We start from the raw sequence: 20721 nt of genomic DNA, 5'->3' as shown, positions 1-20721 counted from the left end.
TAATGAGGCCCAAATAGGAGGTGCCATGAGTCGTCAGCGTTACCCTGAAGAATTCAAGATCGAAGCGGTCAAGCAAGTCACCGAGAAAGGCAAGCCCGTCGCCGATGTTGCCCAGCGCCTGGGCATGTCCGTGCACAGCCTTTATGCCTGGATCAAGGTCTACAGCAAGCCCCAAGAGCAGCGTCAGCAAGACGACGATCAGCAGGCCGAACTGCGCAAGCTGCGCGCTGAACTCAAGCGCGTGACGGAAGAGCGAGACATCTTAAAAAAGGCCGCCGCGTACTTTGCCAAGGAGTGCGGTTAAAGTACGCCTTCATCAAGAAGCACTCGACTGATTACCCGGTGCGGCGCCTTTGCCAAACCCTCAAGGTGCACCCCAGCGGCTACTACGCCTGGCTGGCCGAGCCTCAATCTGCCCGAGCAAAAGAAGATCAACGTCTGCTTGGCTTGATCAAACACGCTTGGCTAGAAAGCGGAGGCGTATACGGCTACCGCAAAATTCACGATGACCTACGTGAGCTAGGAGAGGAATGCGGACGAAATCGAGTCGGGCGCTTGATGCAGGCGGAGGGGCTGCGTTCGCAAACGGGCTATCGGCGGCGTCCAGGGTTTTACGGTGGTAAACCAACAGTGGCCTCGCCCAACCACCTCGCGCGGCAGTTCAATGTCAGTGAACCGAACAAGGTCTGGGTGACAGATATCACTTACATCCGCACCTATGAAGGATGGCTCTACCTGGCGGTAGTGCTGGATCTGTTCTCACGCCAAGTAATTGGTTGGTCAATGAAGCCAAGGATGTGCAGCGACCTCGCTATCGACGCAATGTTGATGGCTGTGTGGCGACGCAAGCCACAGCAGCAAGTGATGATTCACTCAGATCAGGGTAGTCAGTTCAGTAGCTCAGATTGGCAAAGCTTCTTGAAGGCTAACAATGTAATCAGCAGCATGAGCCGGCGGGGAAACTGCCACGACAATGCCGTAGCCGAGAGCTTTTTCCAGCTTTTGAAGCGGGAGCGAATCCGACGAAAGATCTACACAACCCGTGAAGAAGCCCGAAGTGATATTTTCGATTACATCGAGATGTTCTATAACCCTAAACGCCGACACAGCAGTGCTATGCAGCTGTCTCCAGTAGAGTATGAGAAACGCTATTTCCTGAGCTTGGAGAGTGTCTAGGAAACCAGGGGCGATTCACTGAGCCGGGAAGTTAAGCCAATAATAACAAAGCGGATTTTCAGTTTGCGGCTATGATCAGTAACCAGTGGCCTGCAGGTCTGTCCGAGCGGTCATTTGCGAGCAGTGGGTTTAGGTTCTGTATGAAGAGCCTTGATACTCGGTGATGCTGCGGTGAAAACAGCCTGACCCTCTTCTCAAGGCTTTTCATCCAGACCTTATGCAACAGCCTAATTACGCAGGCGTCGCTACTCGGCATGCCAGAAGCCTCTTCCAAGGGGCGCTGATTCGTTTGACCACGGAGCTAAAGGATGGCGCGTCGCAACGAAGGCAATATGCTGGGTTTGTCGTTGAAGGCCTTGTGCTGTTTGGCTGTTTTGATCATTTGGCTGTTTGGTCCAATGGACATCGCGTTCTCCGCTGAGGAGGCGGGAGCTGTACCCACCCCCTCGATCGCGTCCGAGGGCTATGTGGCAACCGCTACTTGCCTTGGCTGTCACGTTACCCAGGCCAAAGCCTGGAAGGACTCGGATCACGGCTGGGCCATGCGTGATGCTACCGAGGCCAACGTGCTCGGCAACTTCAAGAATGCTCGCTTCGATGAGGCCGGGGTAACGGCGCGTTTCTTCCGCAGGCAGGGTGGCTTCTTCGTCAATACCGAAGGTGAGGATGGCCAACCGGCAGACTTTCAAATTCTCTACACCTTCGGCCACTATCCGCTGCAGCAGTACCTGGTTGCCTTGCCCAGAGGCCGCCTGCAGGCTTTGACCATCGCCTGGGACAGCAGAGCCAAGGGTGAGGGCGGGCAACGCTGGTTCTCGCTCTACCCAGGCCAACGCTTCGCGCCCGATGACCCCTTGCACTGGACCGGTCGCTACCAGAACTGGAACGGCATGTGCGCCGATTGCCATTCCACTCGCTTGATGAAGCATTACGACGATCGTCAGGACAGCTTCGCCTCCACCTGGAAAGAGCAGAACGTTGGCTGCCAGAGCTGTCATGGGCCTGGCAAGGCGCATGTCGATTGGGCGAATAAAACCAAACCAGCCGAGCAAGCCTATGCATCGGCCAAGGACATAGGCCTGGCCGTCGATTACAAGGCGCTGGGCAGTCAGGGCATGGTCGAGCAATGTGCGTTCTGCCACAGCCGGCGGCAGACCCTTGGCGTGGGTCAGTTACCTGGTCATCCGCAGCTTGACCAGAGCCTCCCGGCAACATTGCGCCGTGGCCTTTACCACGCCGATGGTCAGATCGACGGTGAGGTGTACGAGTACGGCTCGTTCACGCAAAGCAAAATGTACAATGCAGGGGTAGGCTGCACCGACTGCCACAATCCCCACACCACCAAGGTCAAGATCGAAGGCAACGGGCTGTGCCTGCAATGCCACAACGGTAATCCACCGGTTGCCCGCTTCGCCACCCTGCAGGCCAAGGACTACAATACACCCGCCCACCATCACCATGTCGCTGGCAGCCCTGGCGCCCAGTGTGTCAGTTGCCACATGCCGACCAAGACCTACATGGTCGTCGACCCCCGTCGCGACCACAGCTTGCGGATCCCACGTCCGGACCTCGCCAGCAAGGTCGACAGCCCCGATGCCTGCACCGCCTGTCACAAGGATCAGCAACCGGCCTGGGCGGCCAAGGCAATCGAGCAGTGGTTTGGCAAACCGCAGCGGCCGGTGTTGTTTGGCGAGGCGTTCCAGGCGGTGCGCGATGGCCAAGGTATCCCGTTGAGCCTTTTGAATACGGTGCTGGCAGACAAGACCAAGCCGACCATCGTCCGTGCCACGGCTGCCGAACAGATGGCCGACCTGGGCCCCCAGGCCCTCATCAGTCTGGGCTGGGCGTTGAAAGATCCGAGCCCCTTGGTGCGAGCCTACGCCACCTCTGGTTTCTCGAGCGTGCCACCAGAGCAGCGTCTCAAGCCGCTGTTGCCCCTGCTCGAAGACCCGTCCCTGGCGGTGCGCGATGAGGCAGTGCGGGCGCTCGCGGATGTGCCCACGGCGCAATTGCCAGCCCAGTCGATGGAGGCGTTCAGCACCGCGCTGGCGGACTATGAGGCGCGGCTGCGTGGCAATGCCGACCTGCCTGGCGGGCGTTTGAACCTGGCCGTCCTGTTGAGCCGCCAGGGGCGTCAGCAAGAAGCCATGGAACAGTACCGTCAGGCATTGCACCTTGACCCTTACTTTGTGCCGGCGCGGGTCAACCTGGCCAATCTTGCAACGGCCGAACACCAGCTCGATGAAGCGGAAAAGGTACTGCGCGCAGGCCTGGCGCTGGACAAGATGTCGGCCCCCGACCACGGCAACCTGGCGTACATGCTGGCCCTGCTGCTGGTGGAACGACGCCAGCCCGAAGAGGCCGTGGGCTTGATGGAAACGGCAGCGGTCGCGCTGCCAGGCAATGCGCGCATTCGTTACAACCAAGGTTTGCTGCTGTCGCGCATGAACCGTCGGGATGAGGCCTTGGTGGCACTGGAGCAGGGCCTCAAGCAGGCGCCTGACAACGCCGACCTGCTTTACTCGTTGATCTACCTGCATGCCTTGGCCGGTGAACGCAGTGAAGCCTACGCCTATGTGCAAAGGATGCGCAAAGCGGCCCCTGACGATATACGCCTGCAAGGCATCGAGCCTTATTGGCAAAAGTACGAAAGCACAAACTGAAGCTGGCGAGGGCGCGGTGAGCGGCTAGATTTACCTCGTCGCCTTCAAGCAGTTGCGAACATCCGTGGGGCCTCTTGTCGATGCCCCGACTGACTAGGACCGGACAGTGGATATACGCGAGCAGATTGCTGAACTCGAAGCCCATGTGGCGCAGAGCGTGCTGGGCCAGGCCGACACCATTCGTCATGTGATTCTTGGCTTGCTGGCCAATGGTCACGTCTTGCTGGAAAGCCTGCCTGGGCTGGCCAAAACGCGTACGGTCAAGGCGTTGGCCACGCATCTGGAAGCCAGCATGCGGCGCATCCAGTTCACCCCCGACCTATTACCGTCGGACATCACCGGTGGCGAAATCCTCCAGCAGACCGCACAGGGCAACGAGATCAAGTTTCAGCCTGGGCCGCTGTTCGGCAACGTGATTCTCGCCGATGAGATCAACCGCGCCCCGGCCAAGGTTCAGGCGGCGCTGCTTGAAGCCATGGAAGAACGCCAGATTACCGTGGCCGGTCAGAGCTACCCGATGTCGGGCCTGTTCATGGTGCTGGCGACCCAGAACCCGATCGAGCAAGAAGGTACCTACCCATTGCCCGAGGCGCAGATGGACCGGTTCCTGATGAAGCTGCAACTGGACTATCCCAAGGTGGAGGATGAAACCCTGGTGCTGCGCCTGGTGCGCAACGAGGAACAGCAGGCAGGCCACCCGCACCAGGCGCCTGGGCGTCTACCCCAGGAGGTGGTGTTCGCCGCCCGCAGCGCGATCGCCGGCATCGAAGTATCGCCTGCGATCGACCGCTACCTGATTGATCTGATCAACGCTACCCGCCACCCGGCAGAGCATGACCCGGACCTTGGGCGCTGGGTCAAGATCGGCGCCAGCCCGCGTGGCGGTATCAGCCTGGATAGGGTGGCGCGCGCCCACGCGTGGCTGGCCGGGCAGGAGTACGTCACCCCGGACGATGTGCGTGCGGTCATCCATCCGGTGTTGCGCCACCGCTTGCAGCTCTCTTACGACGCCGTCGCCGATGGCATTGGGGCCGACCAGGTGATCGACCGGCTGCTGGACAAGGTCGCCATCCCGGCCTGAACGGAGCGAGCCCATGCAACCGACCCAGGATGGTTTCGTCTACGCTTCGCTGAGCCAGCTGATGGCGTTCGAATACCGCGTGCGCGGTTTGAGCTTTCTGGCGCGTCAGCCCTTGGCTAGCATTCTGGCGGGCAACCATGCCTCACGCCTGCGTGGGCGTGGCTTGAGCTTTGACGAGCTGCGCCGTTACATACCTGGCGATGACCTGCGACACCTCGACTGGCGCGCCTCGTTACGCTATGGCAAGCCGTTCGTGCGCACCTTCACCGAAGAGCGCGACCGGCCGACGCTGCTGCTGGTCGATCAGCGCATGAACATGTACTTCGGCTCCAGGCGCAGCTTCAAGTCGGTCACCGCTGCCGAGCTTGCCGCGTTGTCGGCATGGATCGCCCTGCAAGCCGGCGATCGAGTGGGCGGGCTGGTGTTCGACGATCAGCAGGTGGTGCACATCAGGCCGCTGCGCAGCCGCGCACGGGTGCAGGCACTTTGCGCGGCAGTGGTGCGCAGCAACAACCGCCTCAGTGCGTCAGGGCCGGACAGCGAACAAGCGGGGCAACTCGACAGTGCGCTGCGTACTGTCATCGGCCTGGCCGGGCATGATGCGCTGGTTTGCATCATCAGTGACTTTGCCGGTGTGTCGGAGCAGACCTTGAAGCTGTTGCGCCAACTGAGTGCGCACAATGATGTGATCGCCATGCAGGTGTATGACCCTATCGCGCTGGAGGTGCCTGACAAGGGGCGTTTGAGCGTGACGCAGGGTGAGGTGCAGGTCGACCTTGAGGTCGGGCGGCGCCAGGTGCACCGGCCGTTGGGCGATTTTCTCTCCGGGCGCCTGCAGGAAGTGGCCCAGCTGCTGCGCCGCAGCCAGATACCCCTGATGATGATCAGTACCGGCGACGAGGTGCTGGGCCAGGTACAGCGTGAACTGGGGCGGCTTGGGGGGAGTGCCCGATGAGTGCCCGGCCGTCGCCTGCCGCCATCGACCAGCTCAAGGAGCTGCCGTTGCCGGTACCGCCGTTCAGTTACGCCCCGCACACCTGGGGCTGGGCGGTATTGCTGGCCCTTGTGGTGCTGGCAGGGCTCGCTTATGCCGTGTATGCCTGGCGGCGCTGGCAGCGTAATCGCTATCGGCGTGAGGCGCTGTTGCGGCTCGACGCGCTGGCGGGGGCGCTGGCCAAGCCCGAGCAGCGTCTGGCGGCCCTGCGTGAAGTGCCGGAACTGCTCAAGCGGGTAGCGCTTTCCATGCCCGATGCACCCGCGGTGCATAGCTTGTCGGGCGCGCAATGGCAGGTGTTTCTGCAGCAGCGGGCACGCTTTGCCTTGCCTGGGCAGTTCGCCGCGCAACTGCACACGCTGGCGTATGCGCCAGACCTGCAGGTGCAGGCGATCGGCGAACCTGAGCTGCGGAGCCTGGTGAACACCTGCAGGCGCTGGATCGAGGCTCATCATGTGGCAGTTTGATTACCTGTGGGTGTTCTTGTTGCTGCCCTTGCCCTGGGTCGTCTACCGTTTCATGCGCCCTTATCACGAGGCGCGCAGCGCATTGCGGGTGCCGTTTTTCTTTGCCATGAGCCGTGCAGTGAACCAGTTGCCGGGCACCTCGCCACCCTCGGGCGGGCGCTGGCAAGTGCTCGTGAACCTGCTGGTATGGGGCCTTCTGGTGGCGGCCTGCGCGCGGCCCGTACTGGTGGAAAAGGCCATCGAGCGTGAGCAACCGATCCGCGACATGCTGCTGGCGATCGATATTTCGCAGTCCATGCAGGCCAGGGACTTTACGGACGTCAATGGCCGGCAAGTGGATCGGTTGAGCGCGGTGAAAGGGGTGGTCCGCGACTTCATCGCCCAGCGCAAGCAAGACCGCATCGGCTTGATCGTCTTCGGCACGGGTGCCTACCCACAGGCGCCCCTGACCCTCGATCATGCCAGCCTCTCGCTGCTGCTCGATGAAGTCGGTGTGGGGATGGCAGGGCCGAATACCGCCATAGGCGATGCCATTGGCCTTGCCATCAAGCTGCTGGACCAGGCCAATGAGCAGGAAAAGGTGATGGTGCTGCTGAGCGACGGCAACGACACCGGCAGCGCCATAACGCCTGAACACGCGGCAGCCTTGGCCAGCGATCGGAATATCGTGGTACATACCATTGGTATCGGCGACCCCCAGGCCAGCGGTGAAGACAAGGTGGACTTGCAGGCGCTGGAGGGCATCGCGCGTACCACCGGTGGCCGGTTCTTCCGCGCCGATGACCGGGGCGCGCTGGCGCAGGTGTATGCCACGCTCGACCGGATTACCCCGCACCGCGTCAAGACCTTCAGCCACCAGCCCAAGCGTGACCTGTTCTGGTGGCCACTGGGGGCGGCCCTGCTGTTGCTGGCCTTGGGGCATAGCCTGGCAGCCATAGCCGGCCCGTTGCGGGCACGGCCTGCGCAGGGGAGGCCGTGAATGGACATCGACTTCAGCGCCTTGCACCTGCTACGCCCTTACTGGTTGTGGCTGTGGCTACCGGCTGCGCTGCTGCCGTGGGCCTGGCAGCGGCGCCATGATCTGAAGCGGCAGCTGCAAGGCGTGATCGCTCCACACTTGGTCGAGCATTTGCTCATCACCCCTGAGGAGCAACAGCGGGTACGGCCCGTTTACATGCTGGCAGTACTGCTCGGCCTGGGTGCCCTGGCCGCTGCCGGGCCGACCTGGCAGCGAGATATCCCGGCGTTCGTCGACAACCGTGCGCCGTTGATCCTGGCACTGGACCTGTCGCCCTCGATGGATGCCGACGACGTCCCCCCGTCCCGCCTGCAAGCCGCCAAACATACCCTGCACGACTTGGTGATGCGCCGCGCGGGCGCGCGCACGGCGCTCATCGTGTATGCCGGCAGCGCGCACCTGGTGCTGCCCGCCACGGAAGACCCGCAGTTGCTTGATACGTTTTTGCAAGCGCTAACCACCGATTTGATCGCCAAACCCGGCAAGGACGTGGTGGGCGTGATCGAAGTGGCGAAACGCTTGCTTGCTGCCGAACAGGTGCCCGGCACGCTGGTGCTGCTGACCGATGGCGCCGATGCCGGGCAACTGTCGGCACTCGCGGGCGCGCTGAAAGGCAGCGACCTGCAGGTGATGGTACTGGCCGTTGGCAGCCACGACAGCGGTGTTTTGCATGACGCCCAGGGCCGTACCCGCATCGATGCCGAAGGGCGCCCGCTGCAGGCGGACTTCGATCAGCAGGGCTTGAGGCAGTTGGCCAAAGCCGTCAACGGCCCGCTGGGCAGCCTGACCCTGAGTGACGACGACCTGGACTGGATCGAACTGCATGCGCAACAGCATTTTCAGGCAGCCCAAGGCGACCCGCAGCAGGTGCACTGGAAGGACGCCGGCTACTGGCTGTGCTGGCCGCTGGCGCTGATTGCGCTGTTGTGCCTGCGCCGTGGCTGGAAGGTGCACTGGATGGCCACCGTGCTGATGGCGGTATTGTTGGGCACGCAGCCGCAAACGGCGCGGGCCGGGCCCGTCGCAGATGCCTTCTTCACGCCTGACCAACAGGGCCGCTGGGCCTTTGAGCATGGCCATTACCCGCAGGCCGCAGCGCATTTCAACGACCCTTACTGGAAAGGCCTGGCTGCCTATACCGCCGCCGACTATGACGTTGCCTTGGCCAGCCTGGGCAAGCTCGATACCGCCGAGGCTTTTTTCTACCGGGGCAATATCTACGTGCGCCAGTTCAAGTTTCCCCAGGCGGTCCAGGCCTTTCAACAGGCGTTGAAGCGGCAGCCGGTGTTTCCCGAGGCCAGCGCCAATCTGGCACTGGCACAGGCGCTGCTCAAAGACTACGAAGACCAGCAACAGGCAGGCACACCAGACGAGAAGGCCGACAAGGTGGTGGAGGACCAGACACCCTCCAAAGGCGCCCGGCAGAAGCAGCAAACTCCGCAGGCCGCTTCGGACCAGGTCTGGCTGAACAACCTGACGACGTCGCCGGCACAGTTCCTCAGGCGCAAGTTCCTGCTTCAGGACGCCTCACGGAAAACCCCGGAGGGCACCCGATGAAACGCTTGCTGTTGCTGCTAGGGCTCTACCTGCCATTGCTCGCGGTCGCGGCACCCGAGGCACGCGTGCAGGCGCGCCTGCTGCCGGCCGGTGACACGGTGGTAGGCGCGACGCTCGAGCTGCAGGTCGACTTGCTGGTGGACACCTGGTTCACCCAGCCGGCCGTGCTGCCGGTGATCGAACTTCCGGGTGCTACGGTGAGCGCGCCGAGCGGTGAAGCGCAGCATCTGAACGAACGACTCGACGGCAAACCCTTCTTCGGCCTGCGTTACACCTATCAGATCACCCCGCAGACGGCCCAGGCTTTCACGCTCCCTGCGCAAACCTTTCAGGTGTTCCCCGGCCAGGCGGATGCGCCGGTCACGCTCACCAGCGAACCGCTGTCGTTCACAGCCAAGGCCCTGGCCGGCGACGCGACTGTGCACCGCCTGGTGGCGCGAAACGTCAGCCTTGAGCAACAAACACAACTGTCGCATTCGCCGTTGCGTGCAGGGGACAGCATTACCCGCCGTGTGATGACGCAAGCCGAAGGTGCGCAGGCGATGCTGATACCGCCGCCACCGCTGGTCGACATCAAAGGCCTTAAACGCTATGTACAAACCCCTCGTATTGCGCCGCTTAGTGATGGCCGCGGTGGCTCGATCGGCGGCCAGCGCGAGGACAGTGTGAGCTATGTGGTATCGGCTGCCGGACGTTACCAATTACCCGCGATTGAACTGCAGTGGTGGGACGCGGCTACCGGTGAGGCCAGGCAAGCAACGTTGCCCCCCATCGACGTCAACGCCATCGAGGGTGGTTACAAGGCACCCTTTGCCATCGACCAGGACCTGCGCGCGCTCGGCCGTCAGGCACAGTTGCGCCTGCCCGGTCATTGGTTGTGGGCAGCGGGCTTGCTGGTGCTTGGCGGAGGGCTGATTTACTTTGCACGGCCGTGGATGCACGCGGTGTGGCGGCATTTGAAAGGCTGGCATGCAGCGCGGCGTAGGGTGCGCTTGCAGTCTGCCGAGCATGCCTGGCGGCAGGCGCGTGCACAACTTGCGCAAGACCCACCTCAGCTCGACGGGCTATACCTGTGGATCCGGCGGGTTACCGGGCAGCGCACGGTGTCAGAATTTTCCTTATCTTTGCCATCCTCATTGCGAATACGTCTACTAGACTGGCTCCAGAACCGTTACGGCAATGGCAGTGAAGTGCGCCAGGTTGCGCCGTCACTGAGCCCGATTCTGCCAGCGCTGCGGCGAGCGGCGGTGAACGGGCGGCAGGTCAGTCACCCTGAAGGCTTGAAACCACTCAACCCATGAGTTTTTGCCTGAAGTGGATAGGCAGCACAGAGGAGGGATACTTCATGCTCGACCTGCACCGTACGCGCTGGTGGTTGACCTGGTTGCTCGTGTTGCCTTTGGCTGTGCAGGCCGCGAACCCGCTGCCTTCCTGGCGGGAGGGTCCTTCACGGCAAGCCATCGAAGCTTTCGTGGGCGCCGTGACCACCGAGGGCGGCAAAGATTACGTGCCCGAGGCCGAGCGCATCGCCGTCTTCGACAATGATGGCACGCTGTGGAGCGAGCAGCCGCTGTATTTCGAAGTGCTGTTTGCCCTCGACGAGGTCAAAAGGCTCGCACCGCAGCACCCGGAGTGGGCCACCCAACAGCCGTTCAAGGCCGTCCTTGAGGGCGACCAGCAAGCACTCAGTGACAGCGGCATGGACGGTATGCTGAAGATCGTGGCCGCCACCCATGCCGGGGTCAGCACCGAGGCTTTTATCACCAATACCCAGCGCTGGCTGGCGAAGGCCGTGCACCCTCGCACCCACAAGCCGTACACCGAGATGGTCTTCCAGCCCATGCTCGAGCTCTTGCAGTACCTGCGGGCCAATGGTTTCAGGACTTACATCGTTTCAGGCGGCGAGGTGGCCTTCATGCGTGCATTCGCTGAGGAAGTCTATGGGGTGCCGCCAGAGCAAGTGATCGGCACCATACTGGAAGCGCGTTTTATCGAGGACAACGGTAAATTGTCTATCGAACGGCTGCCCAAGTTGCTGCACAACGATGATGGCCCAGGCAAGCCGGTGAGCATCGATGCCCATATCGGCCGTCGCCCTATCTTCGCCTTCGGCAACTCCGACGGCGACCTGCAAATGCTGCAGTGGACCATGGCTGGCGACGGCAAGCGCTTTGCCGGGCTGGTCCACCACACCGATGCGACACGCGAATGGGCCTATGACCGCGACAGCAAGGTCGGGCACCTGGACAAGGCGCTGGATACCGCCATGGGTGCGAACTGGACCGTAGTCGATATGGCGCGCGAGTGGCAGCGCATCTACCCATTCGAAAGCAACCAGGTTCAATGAAAGAGAACCGCAGGGCACAGGGAACCAGCCAAGCAGTAGGTCGATCGTGCACGTAGTCGTGGCAAATGCCAGTAAACGTGATACGGAGAAACCGCCTTATGAAACCCAGTAGAAGATGGATAACCACATTCGCGCTCGCCGCTACTGCGGCGGTGGGCGTGTGCACGGCGAGTGCCGCGGAAAAACCCAATATTCTGGTGATATTCGGCGATGACATTGGCCAGACCAATATCAGTGCCTACGGCAAGGGCGTGGTCGGCTATCAGACGCCGAACATCGACCGCATCGGCCAGGAAGGGATGCTGTTCACCGATTATTACGCCGAGAACAGCTGTACCGCCGGTCGTTCCTCCTTCATCACCGGGCAGACACCGCTGCGAACCGGCTTGTCCAAGGTCGGCATGCCTGGCGTGCCCGTGGGCTTGCAGGCGCGCGATGTCACCATTGCCCAGGCCCTCAAGGCGCAGGGCTATGCCACTGGCCAGTTCGGCAAGAACCATTTGGGAGACCGGGATGAATACCTGCCCACCAACCACGGTTTTGATGAGTTCTTTGGCAACCTCTACCATCTCAATGCCGAGGAGGAGCCCGAGCGCCCATTCTGGCCCAAGGATGACCCGGACTTCGTGAAGGCCGCTTCACCGCGTGGCGTGATCAAGTCCAGTGCGGACGGCAAGATCGAGGACACCGGCGCCTTGACTCGCAAACGCATGGAAACCGTCGACGATGAAACTACCCAGGCGGCGATTAATTTCATCGACAAACAGGTCAAGGCCGACAAACCGTTCTTTGTCTGGATGAACACCACACGCATGCATGCCTTTACCCATGTGCGTGAGTCGATGAAAGGTCAGAGCGGCATGGTCGGCAACGATTACGCCGACGGCATGCTCGAGCATGACGGAGACGTGGGCAAACTGCTCAAGACCCTGGACGATCTGAAGATCACCGATAACACCATTGTGGTCTACACCACGGACAACGGACCGAACCAATGGTCGTGGCCGGATGCCGCCACCACGCCGTTCCGCAACGAGAAGAACTCCAACTGGGAAGGCGCTTACCGCGTGCCGGCGATGATTCGTTGGCCGGGCAAGGTCAAGCCGGGCACGGTGTCCACCCAGATGTTCTCGGGACTGGACTGGTTCCCGACACTATTAGCCGCAGCGGGTGACACAGACATCAAGGACCGCTTGCTCAAAGGTGCCGATGTGGGTGGCAAGAACTTCAAGGTGCATCTGGACGGTTACAACCAACTGGACTACCTGACCGGCAAAACGGACAAGAGCGCACGTAACGAGTTCTATTACTTCAACGATGACGGTGAACTGGTGTCGATGCGCTTCGGCGACTGGAAGCTGGTTTTCTGCGAACAGCGCGCTGCGGGAGGCTTTGCGGTTTGGAGCGAGCCGTTCACCTGTCTGCGTGTGCCCAAGATGTTCAACCTGCGTATGGACCCTTACGAGCGTGCTGATATCGTCTCGGACCAATACTACGATTGGATGACCAAGAACGACTACCTGATCTTCCAGGGAACCCGCAAGGCTGCCGCGTTCCTGCAGACGTTCGTGGAATATCCGCCGAGCCAGCGTCCGGCAAGTTTCAGCATCGACCAGATCCGTGCTGACGTGGACAAGAAAATCGAAGAGAAGATGAAGCAATAACGGCAATGCCCCGCGCCCGCCCTCGGCGGGCGCATTCTTTCATACCCAGTGCGGACAGACGTGTGGGTCCGCTAAGGCTTGATGATGCCAGCAGTCGTGAACCTTCCCCGCGCCGACAGTTCCGCCTCCACCGAAACGCAAGCACCGTTGCAATGGCTGATGCCTGCGGCGCTGCTGTTCATCTCCGGCGGTGCAGCGCTGATCTATCAGGTGCTTTGGGTCAAGCAGCTGTCTCTGGTGGTCGGGGTGGAGGTGTATGCCATTACCGCTGGCATCAGCGCGTTTTTTGCAGGGCTGGCCATGGGGGGCCTGCTGTTCGGTCGCTGGGCTGACCGGTTGCGCCACCCGGTCAGGCTCTATGCGGGGCTGGAGTTGGCGGTCGCTTTACTGGCGGTGGCGGCGACCTTGGGGCTGGCGCAGAGTGCGGCACTGTTTGCCCGCCTGGAGGCGAGTGTCGGCTTGCTGGCCTGGCTGCTGCCATTGAGCCTGGTGGGGCTGCCCGCCTTTTTGATGGGCGGAACCTTGCCTGTGCTGGTTCGAGCGCTAACCCCCAATGGCGCGCAGACGGGGGAGGCGGGCGGTCGGTTATACGCCGCCAATACCGCTGGCGCAATTTGCGGCACCTTGCTGGCGGCATTCGTCTTGCTGCCCCTGCTTGGCGTCACCGGGGCCGCCTGCGTAGCGGGGGTGTTGAATCTGCTGGCCGCGCTGGGCGCCTGGTGCGGGCGCGGCAGGGATGAGCGGGCCTTGCCTACCTCTGCCACTGCCTCGCTGCCGCGCACGCCGCAGGCTCGCTTGGCCATCGCCCTGTATTGCCTGGCAGGTGGCGTGGCGCTCGGTTATGAAGTGGTGTGGACGCAATCGATCGTGCAGTTCATGAGTACGCGCGCGTTTGCCTTTTCCGTGGTGTTGGCCACCTATCTGATGGGGCTGGTCCTGGGCAGTGCACTGTATGCGAGGCGCGCAGACCGCATCCGCGACCCTTGGGGGCTGTTCGGCCTGTTGATCGCGTCGGCCGGGCTGCTGGCGTTGTTGCAGATTGCCGGGCTCGGGCGGTGGCTGGTGACCTGGCAGACCCTGCTGGAAAGCCATGTACTGCAACTGACTGGCAGCCAGTTGGCTGGGATGTGCGCGCGCTTTGCGGCTGCCGCAGTGTGTGTGGTATTCATCCCGACCACGTTGCTCGGGGCGGCATTTCCCCTGGCCCTGCGCCTTGCCGTGGACAGTGGCCAAGTGGGGCGGGACGTGGGGGTGGTGATTGCCCTCAATACCCTGGGTGGCATCGTCGGTGTCATGCTCACGGGGTTTGTCCTGGTGCCTGGAATAGGGCTGGTGCGAACCTTGGTGGTGCTCGCTTGCCTGGCGGCGGCCATCGGGGCAGTAGCGACATGGCGCGGCAAGGCCGTGCACAAGGGCATGCGGGCAGCGGTCCTGCTGGTTGGCGGCGCGACCCTGGTTACCGGCGCACTTACCCCACCAGAACGCTTGGCACAGTTGTTACCAGGTGCGCGTAGCGGCGAACTGGTGTTCTACCAGGAAGGCCGCGGCGGCACGGTAGCGGTGGTCAACCAGCAGCGTCAGGGACAAGCGTTCAACCGCCTGTACATCCAGGGTGTGTCCAACACTGGGGATGCCATGCCGTCACTGCGCTACATGCGCCTGCAGGCGTTGCTGCCATTGCTGATACATCGCGGCGAGCCGCGCTCGGCGCTGGTGATCGGCTTCGGCACCGGGATCACCGCCGGTGCAATGCTGCGCTATTCAGGCCTGGAGCATCCGGTGGTTGCCGAACTGCTGCCGCAGGTACTGGCAGCGGCGCCGCTGTTCTCCGGTAATTACGACGCTGTGAACGATCCGCGCCTTGACATCCGCCTGCGTGATGGGCGGCGGGAGCTTTTGCGTAATGAGCAACGATACGACGTGATCACCCTGGAGCCACCACCGCCCTCGGCAGCAGGGGTGGTCAACCTTTACTCGCGCGACTTCTATCAGTTGGCAGCGTCTCGCCTGCAGGAGCATGGACTGGTGGCTCAATGGCTACCGCTTCCCACGCAGAACGACGAGGACAGCCGCTCGCTGGTACGCAGCTTTCTTGACGTGTTCCCGCATGCCTCGTTGTGGACCACCGAGTTTCACGAGATGCTCTTGATCGGCTCGGCAACGCCGATGGTGCTGGATGTACCGCGCATCCGCCAACGCTTCGAGCAACCCCAGGTTTCGGCTGCCCTGGCCCAGGTCGGCGTGAGTTCGGTCGAGGCATTGCTGGCCACCTGGGTGACCGACCGGCAAGGGCTTGAGCGTTATGCCGGCGATGCACAGCCGGTTACCGACGATCGGCCCCGTATAGAGTACGCGCCGTGGGTACGGCCGCGCGAAATCACCCGCGTACTACCGGCCTTGCTGGCGCTGCGGGTAGCGCCGCCATTGGAAAATGCCAACCCCTCGGTGCTCGCCGCGGTGAATGATGAGTGGGCGTTGCTGCGTCGTTTTTATGGGCTGTCGCTGCTGGCCTACAACGGCAATCGCCAGGCCTGGATGCGCGAGGCGCGGGCCTTGGCGCCGATCAGCGCAGAGAATCCTTACATGCGCTGGTTTACCGGCGGTAGGCGCTGAACTGAACCCACGGTTAGAAACTGCGTCAGGCCTGGCTATTACTGCATGTTGCGCCTGCACGGGGCCATGGCTGGGGCCTGATCAGCACCGGAGGGTTCATCGCTCACGCGGAGTTTTCAGGTTTGGACGGGGCCGCGTGCCACTGCTCCTTGGGCACCCATTTGGGTTGCTCGGGGTCGCCCAGGTAGTGAGGCGACATGATTTGCACCCCATACTCATTGAACACGTCCTGGATATTGGCGTGCAACAGGCTCAGGAGCTGCGCGCGTGGCCTGGGCTCTGACGGAATGGCCTGGGCCACTAATCGATACTCGGGGTAGAAATCCGACAGCGCCGTCTGGAATACCTGGGGCGCGGGCGTTTGCAGCACGCCGTCGGTGCGACGAGCCGCTTCCAGCAACATCGCCTCGACCTGACGCCAGGGGGTGTCGTAGCCGATGGTCACCACGGTATCGACCACATAGCCTGGCCCTTCCACGATACGCGAGTAGTTCTTGGTCACCGAGCCGGTAATCATTGAATTGGGAAGTGTCAGCACTTCGCCAAGCCCGGTGCGTATGGATGTGGTGAAGATGCCCACTTCGGTCACCGTGCCCTCGTAATCGCCCACGCGTACAAACTCGCCGACGCGCATCGTGCGTGTGTAGGTAAGGATCAATCCGGCGGCCCCTTGGCCGATGACACTGGTCGCCCCCAGTGAAATCATCAGACCGAGCAACACCGAGAGCCCCTTGAAGGCATCGGTACCCGAGCCGGGTAGATAGGGGTAGGCCATCACCAGGGCGAATAGCCATATTGCCAGCGACGTCAGGCGCATGGTCGGTTGCAAGGTTTCGGCGGTCAGCCATTTCAACGTGCCCGGGCGTGCCATGCGCCTTAGCACACGTTTGGAGAAGGCGCTGATACCGCGGGCGATGAAGAAGATCGACAGCGCAACTACCAGGCCGGGCATGGCACGTAAAATGCCGCTGACCAGGTAGTTGAGCAGCTCCATCAGGTGGATATTGAGGCTTTCACCCCAAGACCTTGTGTAGGGGAACTGAGACAGCACGAAGCCCAGCCACTGGTAGCAGAACAACAACACGACCAACCAGTACAGCAGCCAGAGTGAGCGGTCGATCAGGTAGTACAGGTTCTGCAGGTCGAACACTTGCGTATGGCCGACCTTGAGGCGCTCGGAGTGTTTGCCCATCAGTTTGGGCAGCAGTCCCAAGAGCTTGCGTCGACAGTAGCCTGCGGCCTTTACCAGCATGAAGAACACCAAGGTTGCCGCAGCGCTGTAGCCTATCGCAGTGAGCAAAAAGCGCAGGCTACGCGCCTGACGGGTTTCCTCGACGACAAGGCGCAGGTTCTCGGCGGCCTGCTCGGCGGCTTCGCCTGCTGTAATGCTATCGGCCGCAGCATCCAGCGGCGTCACGATGAATGCACGGCGCCCGCCCAGCAGCACCAGGTAGCTGCGCAGAATAGGGTCGACGCGAACCTCCAGATCGTTTGTTTCCTGGAGTGTTTCCTCGATGACCTTCTTGGCGCGCTGGGCGCGCACCTTGGGTGTTTCGCCCAGCAGCGTCGCACGAAAGACCAGCACCGTGCGGTTGATGACGGTCAGCGGGGCGGGCTCGGCAATCACACCCTCTATCTCCGGCCCGGCCTGAGGGGGGGCTGCGTGGAGCAGGGGCGAGAACAGCACGTGGATCAGTAGCATCAGCCAAGCAGCCCGTCCCAACCTGCGCTTCATGCCCATTTGACAGCCCCTGTGCCGACGAGTGGATTGCTACCAGCATAGTCGGCTTCAGCCAGCATTCAGTGGCTTAGTTCGCGGGCACGAGGATCACGAAATTCTTCTTCATGTCTTCCACTACGGTCCATTTGCCCTTGGCGCCCGGTTCGATAATGAACGTGTCGCCAGCGGCCAGTGTGACCGGGGCGCAACCCTCAAGCTCGATGACGCAGCACCCACTCAGGACATGGCAGAACTCCCAGACTTTATAGTCAATGCGCCACGCCCCTGTACTGGCTTCCCATTCTCCGGAAATGCGACCTTGCTGTTCATCGTGATAGTACTTGGACGTCAGCGTGTGAGGGGTGCCTTCCAATACTTCTTCAAAGAAGGGCAGGTCGCGCAGCGGTTGGATATCCAGTTCGCGGAACACGGTCAGTTTCTGGTTCATGGCTGTTTCTCGAGCACGTTGTGAGTAGGGCGATACATTAAATAGGCTTCACCGGTGACGCCCAGCATCGGGTGCGGAACGATCTGGCAGGTTTTAACAATTTGAAAACCATGACGTTCGTAGAAGCGGCGTGCACCGTGGTTTTCTTCGTAATCGATCAGGCACAGTCCATCGAGGCCTGCGTCGTCAGCGCGCTGCTGGGCGTGGCGAAGAAACTCGGCACCCAGCCCCTGGCTCCGCCAGGCCTCATCTAGTGCCAGGCTGGATATGTACAAGGTATCGGGTATTTCCATGTCGGAATAAGGCGCAAGGACGGGGTCGGTCTCGACTGGCCTGTCAGGGGTCGCGCGCAAGGCATAGCTATGCATCATGCCGATGACGCGCCCTTCGAAAGTGGCCATCAGGCAGTTCTTGTATGAAAAGTCGCCCTGTTCTCTGGCATAGCGAGACGCACCGACACTCAGCAATGCTTCTCCAGGTGCGGCGAGCTTGCTCCATATGTAATCGGCCATGCCCTCCGATGTCAGTTGAAAGAAGCGCGCAATATCATGCGCGTCCGAGACTCGAGCGGGTCTGAAGTCGATAGGCATGTACAGTGCTCCCATGGTGCCGGGGTCAGTTTTCAAGGGTTACGCCTTTGGCTGGGGGCAGGGTAGACGGTTATAGCGGTTCCCATGATGCTCTGCGCGAACACCATCGGCATGGCGTGCGACACTCCTCATGGCCACATGGCCCGACCGATTTCAGGAGCAGGGATACTCCGTCGGCGCCGCCTGCGCCGGAGTCATGCGCCAGGGCCCGGGCGGTTGGCAAGCAACTCGGCGACCAGGGCGCTGGTATCGACGATATCCAGTTGCTCCAGGCATCGCACAGGCAGGCGAAAGGGGGCAATGCTGTCGGCCACCAATACCCGTTCGAACGCGCCGCTGTCGAACAGCTCGCCACCGGTGGTGAACAGGCCGTGGGTGGCCGCGGCCAGCATGCGGCTGGCTCCGGCCTGCCGGCAGGCCTGGGCAGCGCGTAGCAGCGTCTGCCCCGTGCTGATCAGGTCGTCGAATACGATGACGGTGCTGCCTGCCACGTTACCGACCAGGTGTTCGCCGCTCAGGCCTGCCTGCTGGCGGTGTTTTTCCATCATGGCCACCGAGACCGGGCGCGCCAGCAGGTGCGCCAGGACCTGGCGAAACTGCTCGGCGCGTTTGACGCCACCGATATCCGGTGACACGACCGTGACCGCCTGCTCACCGAGTAGTGGGGCCAGGCGTTGGGCGAATAGCTGGGTGCATTGCAGGTTCCAGCTCGGGATTCGGTAGGCGTTGTCGAAGGCGCTGGGGTTGTGCACGTCCAGCGCCACAATGCGGTCCACGCCGCAGCTTTCCATCAGCCGAGCCACATGGCGGGTGATGATAGCGTCCTGAAACTCCACCTTGCGGTCCTTGCGACCATAACAGAGGTAAGGCGTGACTGCCGTCACCTGGCGGGCAGCAGCGTCCTTGAGCGCACCACAGAAGAACAACAACCGGCATAGCTTGTCATGCGCGCTGTGGTGCGCGTCACCATACAGCGAGTGGAAGACGATGACCGATCGACCGTCCACCGATTCGCCAGGCCAGCACTTGTGCTCACCGTCCTCGTAGTCGCGCTCTTCGTGTGCAGACAGTTTCCTGCCCAAGCGTTGCGCCACGGCATTCCCATAGTCCTGGCTGCCTTGCAAGGCGAACAGTAACGGCGGTGTGTCATTCATGCCCTGCGCTCCAGAGGTCGTTCACAGCAACATGAGCTGCATGGCACTGTGCGGTTTGATGAGTATCTAGTCGAGCATAGCCAGCGGGCGATCGTTCAACCGTGAATCGCCAGAATACTGGAGTGAATCTTGTACAGGGTTTGCTCGGTAGTACTGCCGACGACCTTGCTCACCCCCTCGTGGTAGAGCGTGCCCATCACCACCACATCGAAGCCTTGCTGGTTCGCGTATTCGCTGACCACGTTACGGGCAGCACCCCGCACCAGGTGCAGGTGATCTGGCTTGATGCCATAACGGCCGCCGAACGTCGCCATGCGCTCGCGCGCACGACCGGACATTTCCTCGGCCAGTTTGTCTGTCCAGGCCACGGGTGCGGCGGCATAGGCAACGAAGCTGGCGCTGGGTTCGTAGGCCTGCAGCAGATGCAGTTGCGCCTTGCAGCGTTGTGCCAGTGCCTGTGCCGATTGCAGGATGTGGTCGTTGAGCTTCTCGATCAGCGGGTCGTGCTCGACCAGGTCCACGGCGACGAGTACGCGCGCTGGCAGCGTCGTTTCAGCCTGGGCTACCAGGTGCAGCGGGATCGGGCAGCGGCGTAGCAATTGCCAGTCCAATGGCGTGAGCAGGGCACGGCTCAAGGCGGTTTCGTGCTGGATGTCCTTGATCACCATCCCTATCCGGTGCAGCTGGGCCAGCCGGATCAAGTCCTTGAGCGGGTCTTGATCGTCCAGTGTCTCGGCGTAGGCGGTAATGCCCAGCTCGCCCATCGCCTTCACCTGGTCAGCGAGCCAAGCCTTTCGATGCTCGGCGTCCTGCTTGCGGGCGTTTTTGCGTAGCACCTGGTCCAGGGTTGCCAGGCGCGAGGGCAATTGACTGAGCGCCACCAGGTGCAAGGTGGCACCTGTCGCACTGCTCAGCGCTTGAGCACGTGTCAGGGCAGGCGAAGGGTGCAGGTCTGGATGGCAGATCAGCAGGAGTCTTGAGTAAGTGTTCATGATGGCCTCCACCGCGGTGGCAGCCTCGATGAAGGCCCACCGGTTCAGGCCAAGCGTGACGCAGTGGGGCTTGATGACCTTGATATTTATCAAGATTGGCTGAATGCGGTGTACTCATGACCGGGTCGCAGAGCTCGGCATGTTTCTCGCTGCGCATCAACACTGTTCGCTGTTGTACAGCTGATCAGCAGTGATGTCGTCCTGCAGGCATTAAAGCTGCTTCGAGTAATCTCTATG

16 protein-coding genes are annotated in these 20721 nt (G+C 61.8%); 11 read left to right on the top strand and 5 right to left on the bottom strand.

Annotated elements, in window-relative coordinates:
- The first annotated feature begins 25 nt into the window (after positions 1-25).
- The 11 genes from PRJ_RS15975 (at position 26) to PRJ_RS15925 (ending at position 15580) form a co-directional block, all read left to right on the top strand.
- Positions 26-1176 (top strand): IS3 family transposase gene (locus PRJ_RS15975; RefSeq protein WP_104960814.1). Its coding sequence is split into 2 segments (ribosomal slippage): positions 26-260 and positions 260-1176, totalling 1152 coding nucleotides; the frame shifts between segments, so codons are not numbered across the junction.
- A gap of 308 nt (positions 1177-1484) precedes the next feature.
- Positions 1485-3839 (top strand): tetratricopeptide repeat protein, encoded by a 2355-nt coding sequence (locus PRJ_RS15970; RefSeq protein ID WP_104961928.1) that lies wholly within the window; start codon positions 1485-1487, stop codon positions 3837-3839.
- Between the two features lie 106 nt (positions 3840-3945).
- Positions 3946-4920 carry a MoxR family ATPase gene (locus PRJ_RS15965; RefSeq protein ID WP_104961927.1) on the top strand — a complete coding sequence of 325 codons (975 nt, stop codon included), beginning with the start codon at positions 3946-3948 and terminating at the stop codon, positions 4918-4920.
- Between the two features lie 13 nt (positions 4921-4933).
- Complete coding sequence (locus tag PRJ_RS15960; protein WP_104961926.1) at positions 4934-5875, top strand: DUF58 domain-containing protein; 942 nt, start codon at positions 4934-4936, stop codon at positions 5873-5875.
- Positions 5872-6381, top strand: a complete 510-nt coding sequence (locus PRJ_RS15955) for a DUF4381 domain-containing protein (RefSeq protein WP_104961925.1) — start codon at positions 5872-5874, stop codon at positions 6379-6381. The genes PRJ_RS15960 and PRJ_RS15955 overlap by 4 nt, the downstream gene beginning before the upstream one ends.
- A complete protein-coding gene (locus tag PRJ_RS15950; RefSeq protein ID WP_104961924.1) occupies positions 6368-7360 on the top strand; it encodes a VWA domain-containing protein in 993 nt (330 codons plus the stop codon). Before PRJ_RS15955 ends, PRJ_RS15950 begins: the two co-directional genes overlap by 14 nt.
- Entirely contained in the window at positions 7361-8956 is a 1596-nt protein-coding gene (locus PRJ_RS15945; protein ID WP_104961923.1) for a VWA domain-containing protein, read from the top strand.
- Entirely contained in the window at positions 8953-10257 is a 1305-nt protein-coding gene (locus PRJ_RS15940; protein WP_104961922.1) for a BatD family protein, read from the top strand. The genes PRJ_RS15945 and PRJ_RS15940 overlap by 4 nt, the downstream gene beginning before the upstream one ends.
- A gap of 44 nt (positions 10258-10301) precedes the next feature.
- Entirely contained in the window at positions 10302-11303 is a 1002-nt protein-coding gene (locus PRJ_RS15935) for an HAD family phosphatase (protein WP_104961921.1), read from the top strand.
- Between the two features lie 98 nt (positions 11304-11401).
- Positions 11402-12967 carry an arylsulfatase gene (locus tag PRJ_RS15930; RefSeq protein ID WP_104961920.1) on the top strand — a complete coding sequence of 522 codons (1566 nt, stop codon included), beginning with the start codon at positions 11402-11404 and terminating at the stop codon, positions 12965-12967.
- A gap of 84 nt (positions 12968-13051) precedes the next feature.
- On the top strand, positions 13052-15580 hold the full coding sequence (locus PRJ_RS15925; RefSeq protein ID WP_104961919.1) for a fused MFS/spermidine synthase: 2529 nt from the start codon (positions 13052-13054) through the stop codon (positions 15578-15580).
- A 103-nt stretch (positions 15581-15683) separates the two neighbouring features.
- Here PRJ_RS15925 and PRJ_RS15920 read toward each other — a convergent pair whose 3' ends face one another.
- From PRJ_RS15920 to PRJ_RS15900, 5 genes are all read right to left on the bottom strand, one after another.
- A complete protein-coding gene (locus tag PRJ_RS15920; protein WP_104961918.1) occupies positions 15684-17321 on the bottom strand; it encodes a mechanosensitive ion channel family protein in 1638 nt (545 codons plus the stop codon).
- A gap of 67 nt (positions 17322-17388) precedes the next feature.
- Positions 17389-17748 carry a cupin domain-containing protein gene (locus PRJ_RS15915; protein ID WP_003253997.1) on the bottom strand — a complete coding sequence of 120 codons (360 nt, stop codon included), beginning with the start codon at positions 17746-17748 and terminating at the stop codon, positions 17389-17391.
- On the bottom strand, positions 17745-18353 hold the full coding sequence (locus PRJ_RS15910) for a GNAT family N-acetyltransferase (protein WP_104962888.1): 609 nt from the start codon (positions 18351-18353) through the stop codon (positions 17745-17747). The genes PRJ_RS15915 and PRJ_RS15910 overlap by 4 nt, the downstream gene beginning before the upstream one ends.
- Positions 18354-18532: 179 nt before the next feature.
- Positions 18533-19492 (bottom strand): ribose-phosphate pyrophosphokinase, encoded by a 960-nt coding sequence (locus PRJ_RS15905; protein ID WP_104961917.1) that lies wholly within the window; start codon positions 19490-19492, stop codon positions 18533-18535.
- 95 nt (positions 19493-19587) lie between these two features.
- Complete coding sequence (locus tag PRJ_RS15900; RefSeq protein WP_104961916.1) at positions 19588-20577, bottom strand: universal stress protein; 990 nt, start codon at positions 20575-20577, stop codon at positions 19588-19590.
- Positions 20578-20721 lie beyond the last annotated feature (144 nt).

It is taken from the genome of Pseudomonas sp. XWY-1 (assembly GCF_002953115.1).
Taxonomy (GTDB): Bacteria; Pseudomonadota; Gammaproteobacteria; order Pseudomonadales; family Pseudomonadaceae; genus Aquipseudomonas; species Aquipseudomonas alloputida.
This window is presented reverse-complemented; position numbering and strand designations above follow the sequence as displayed.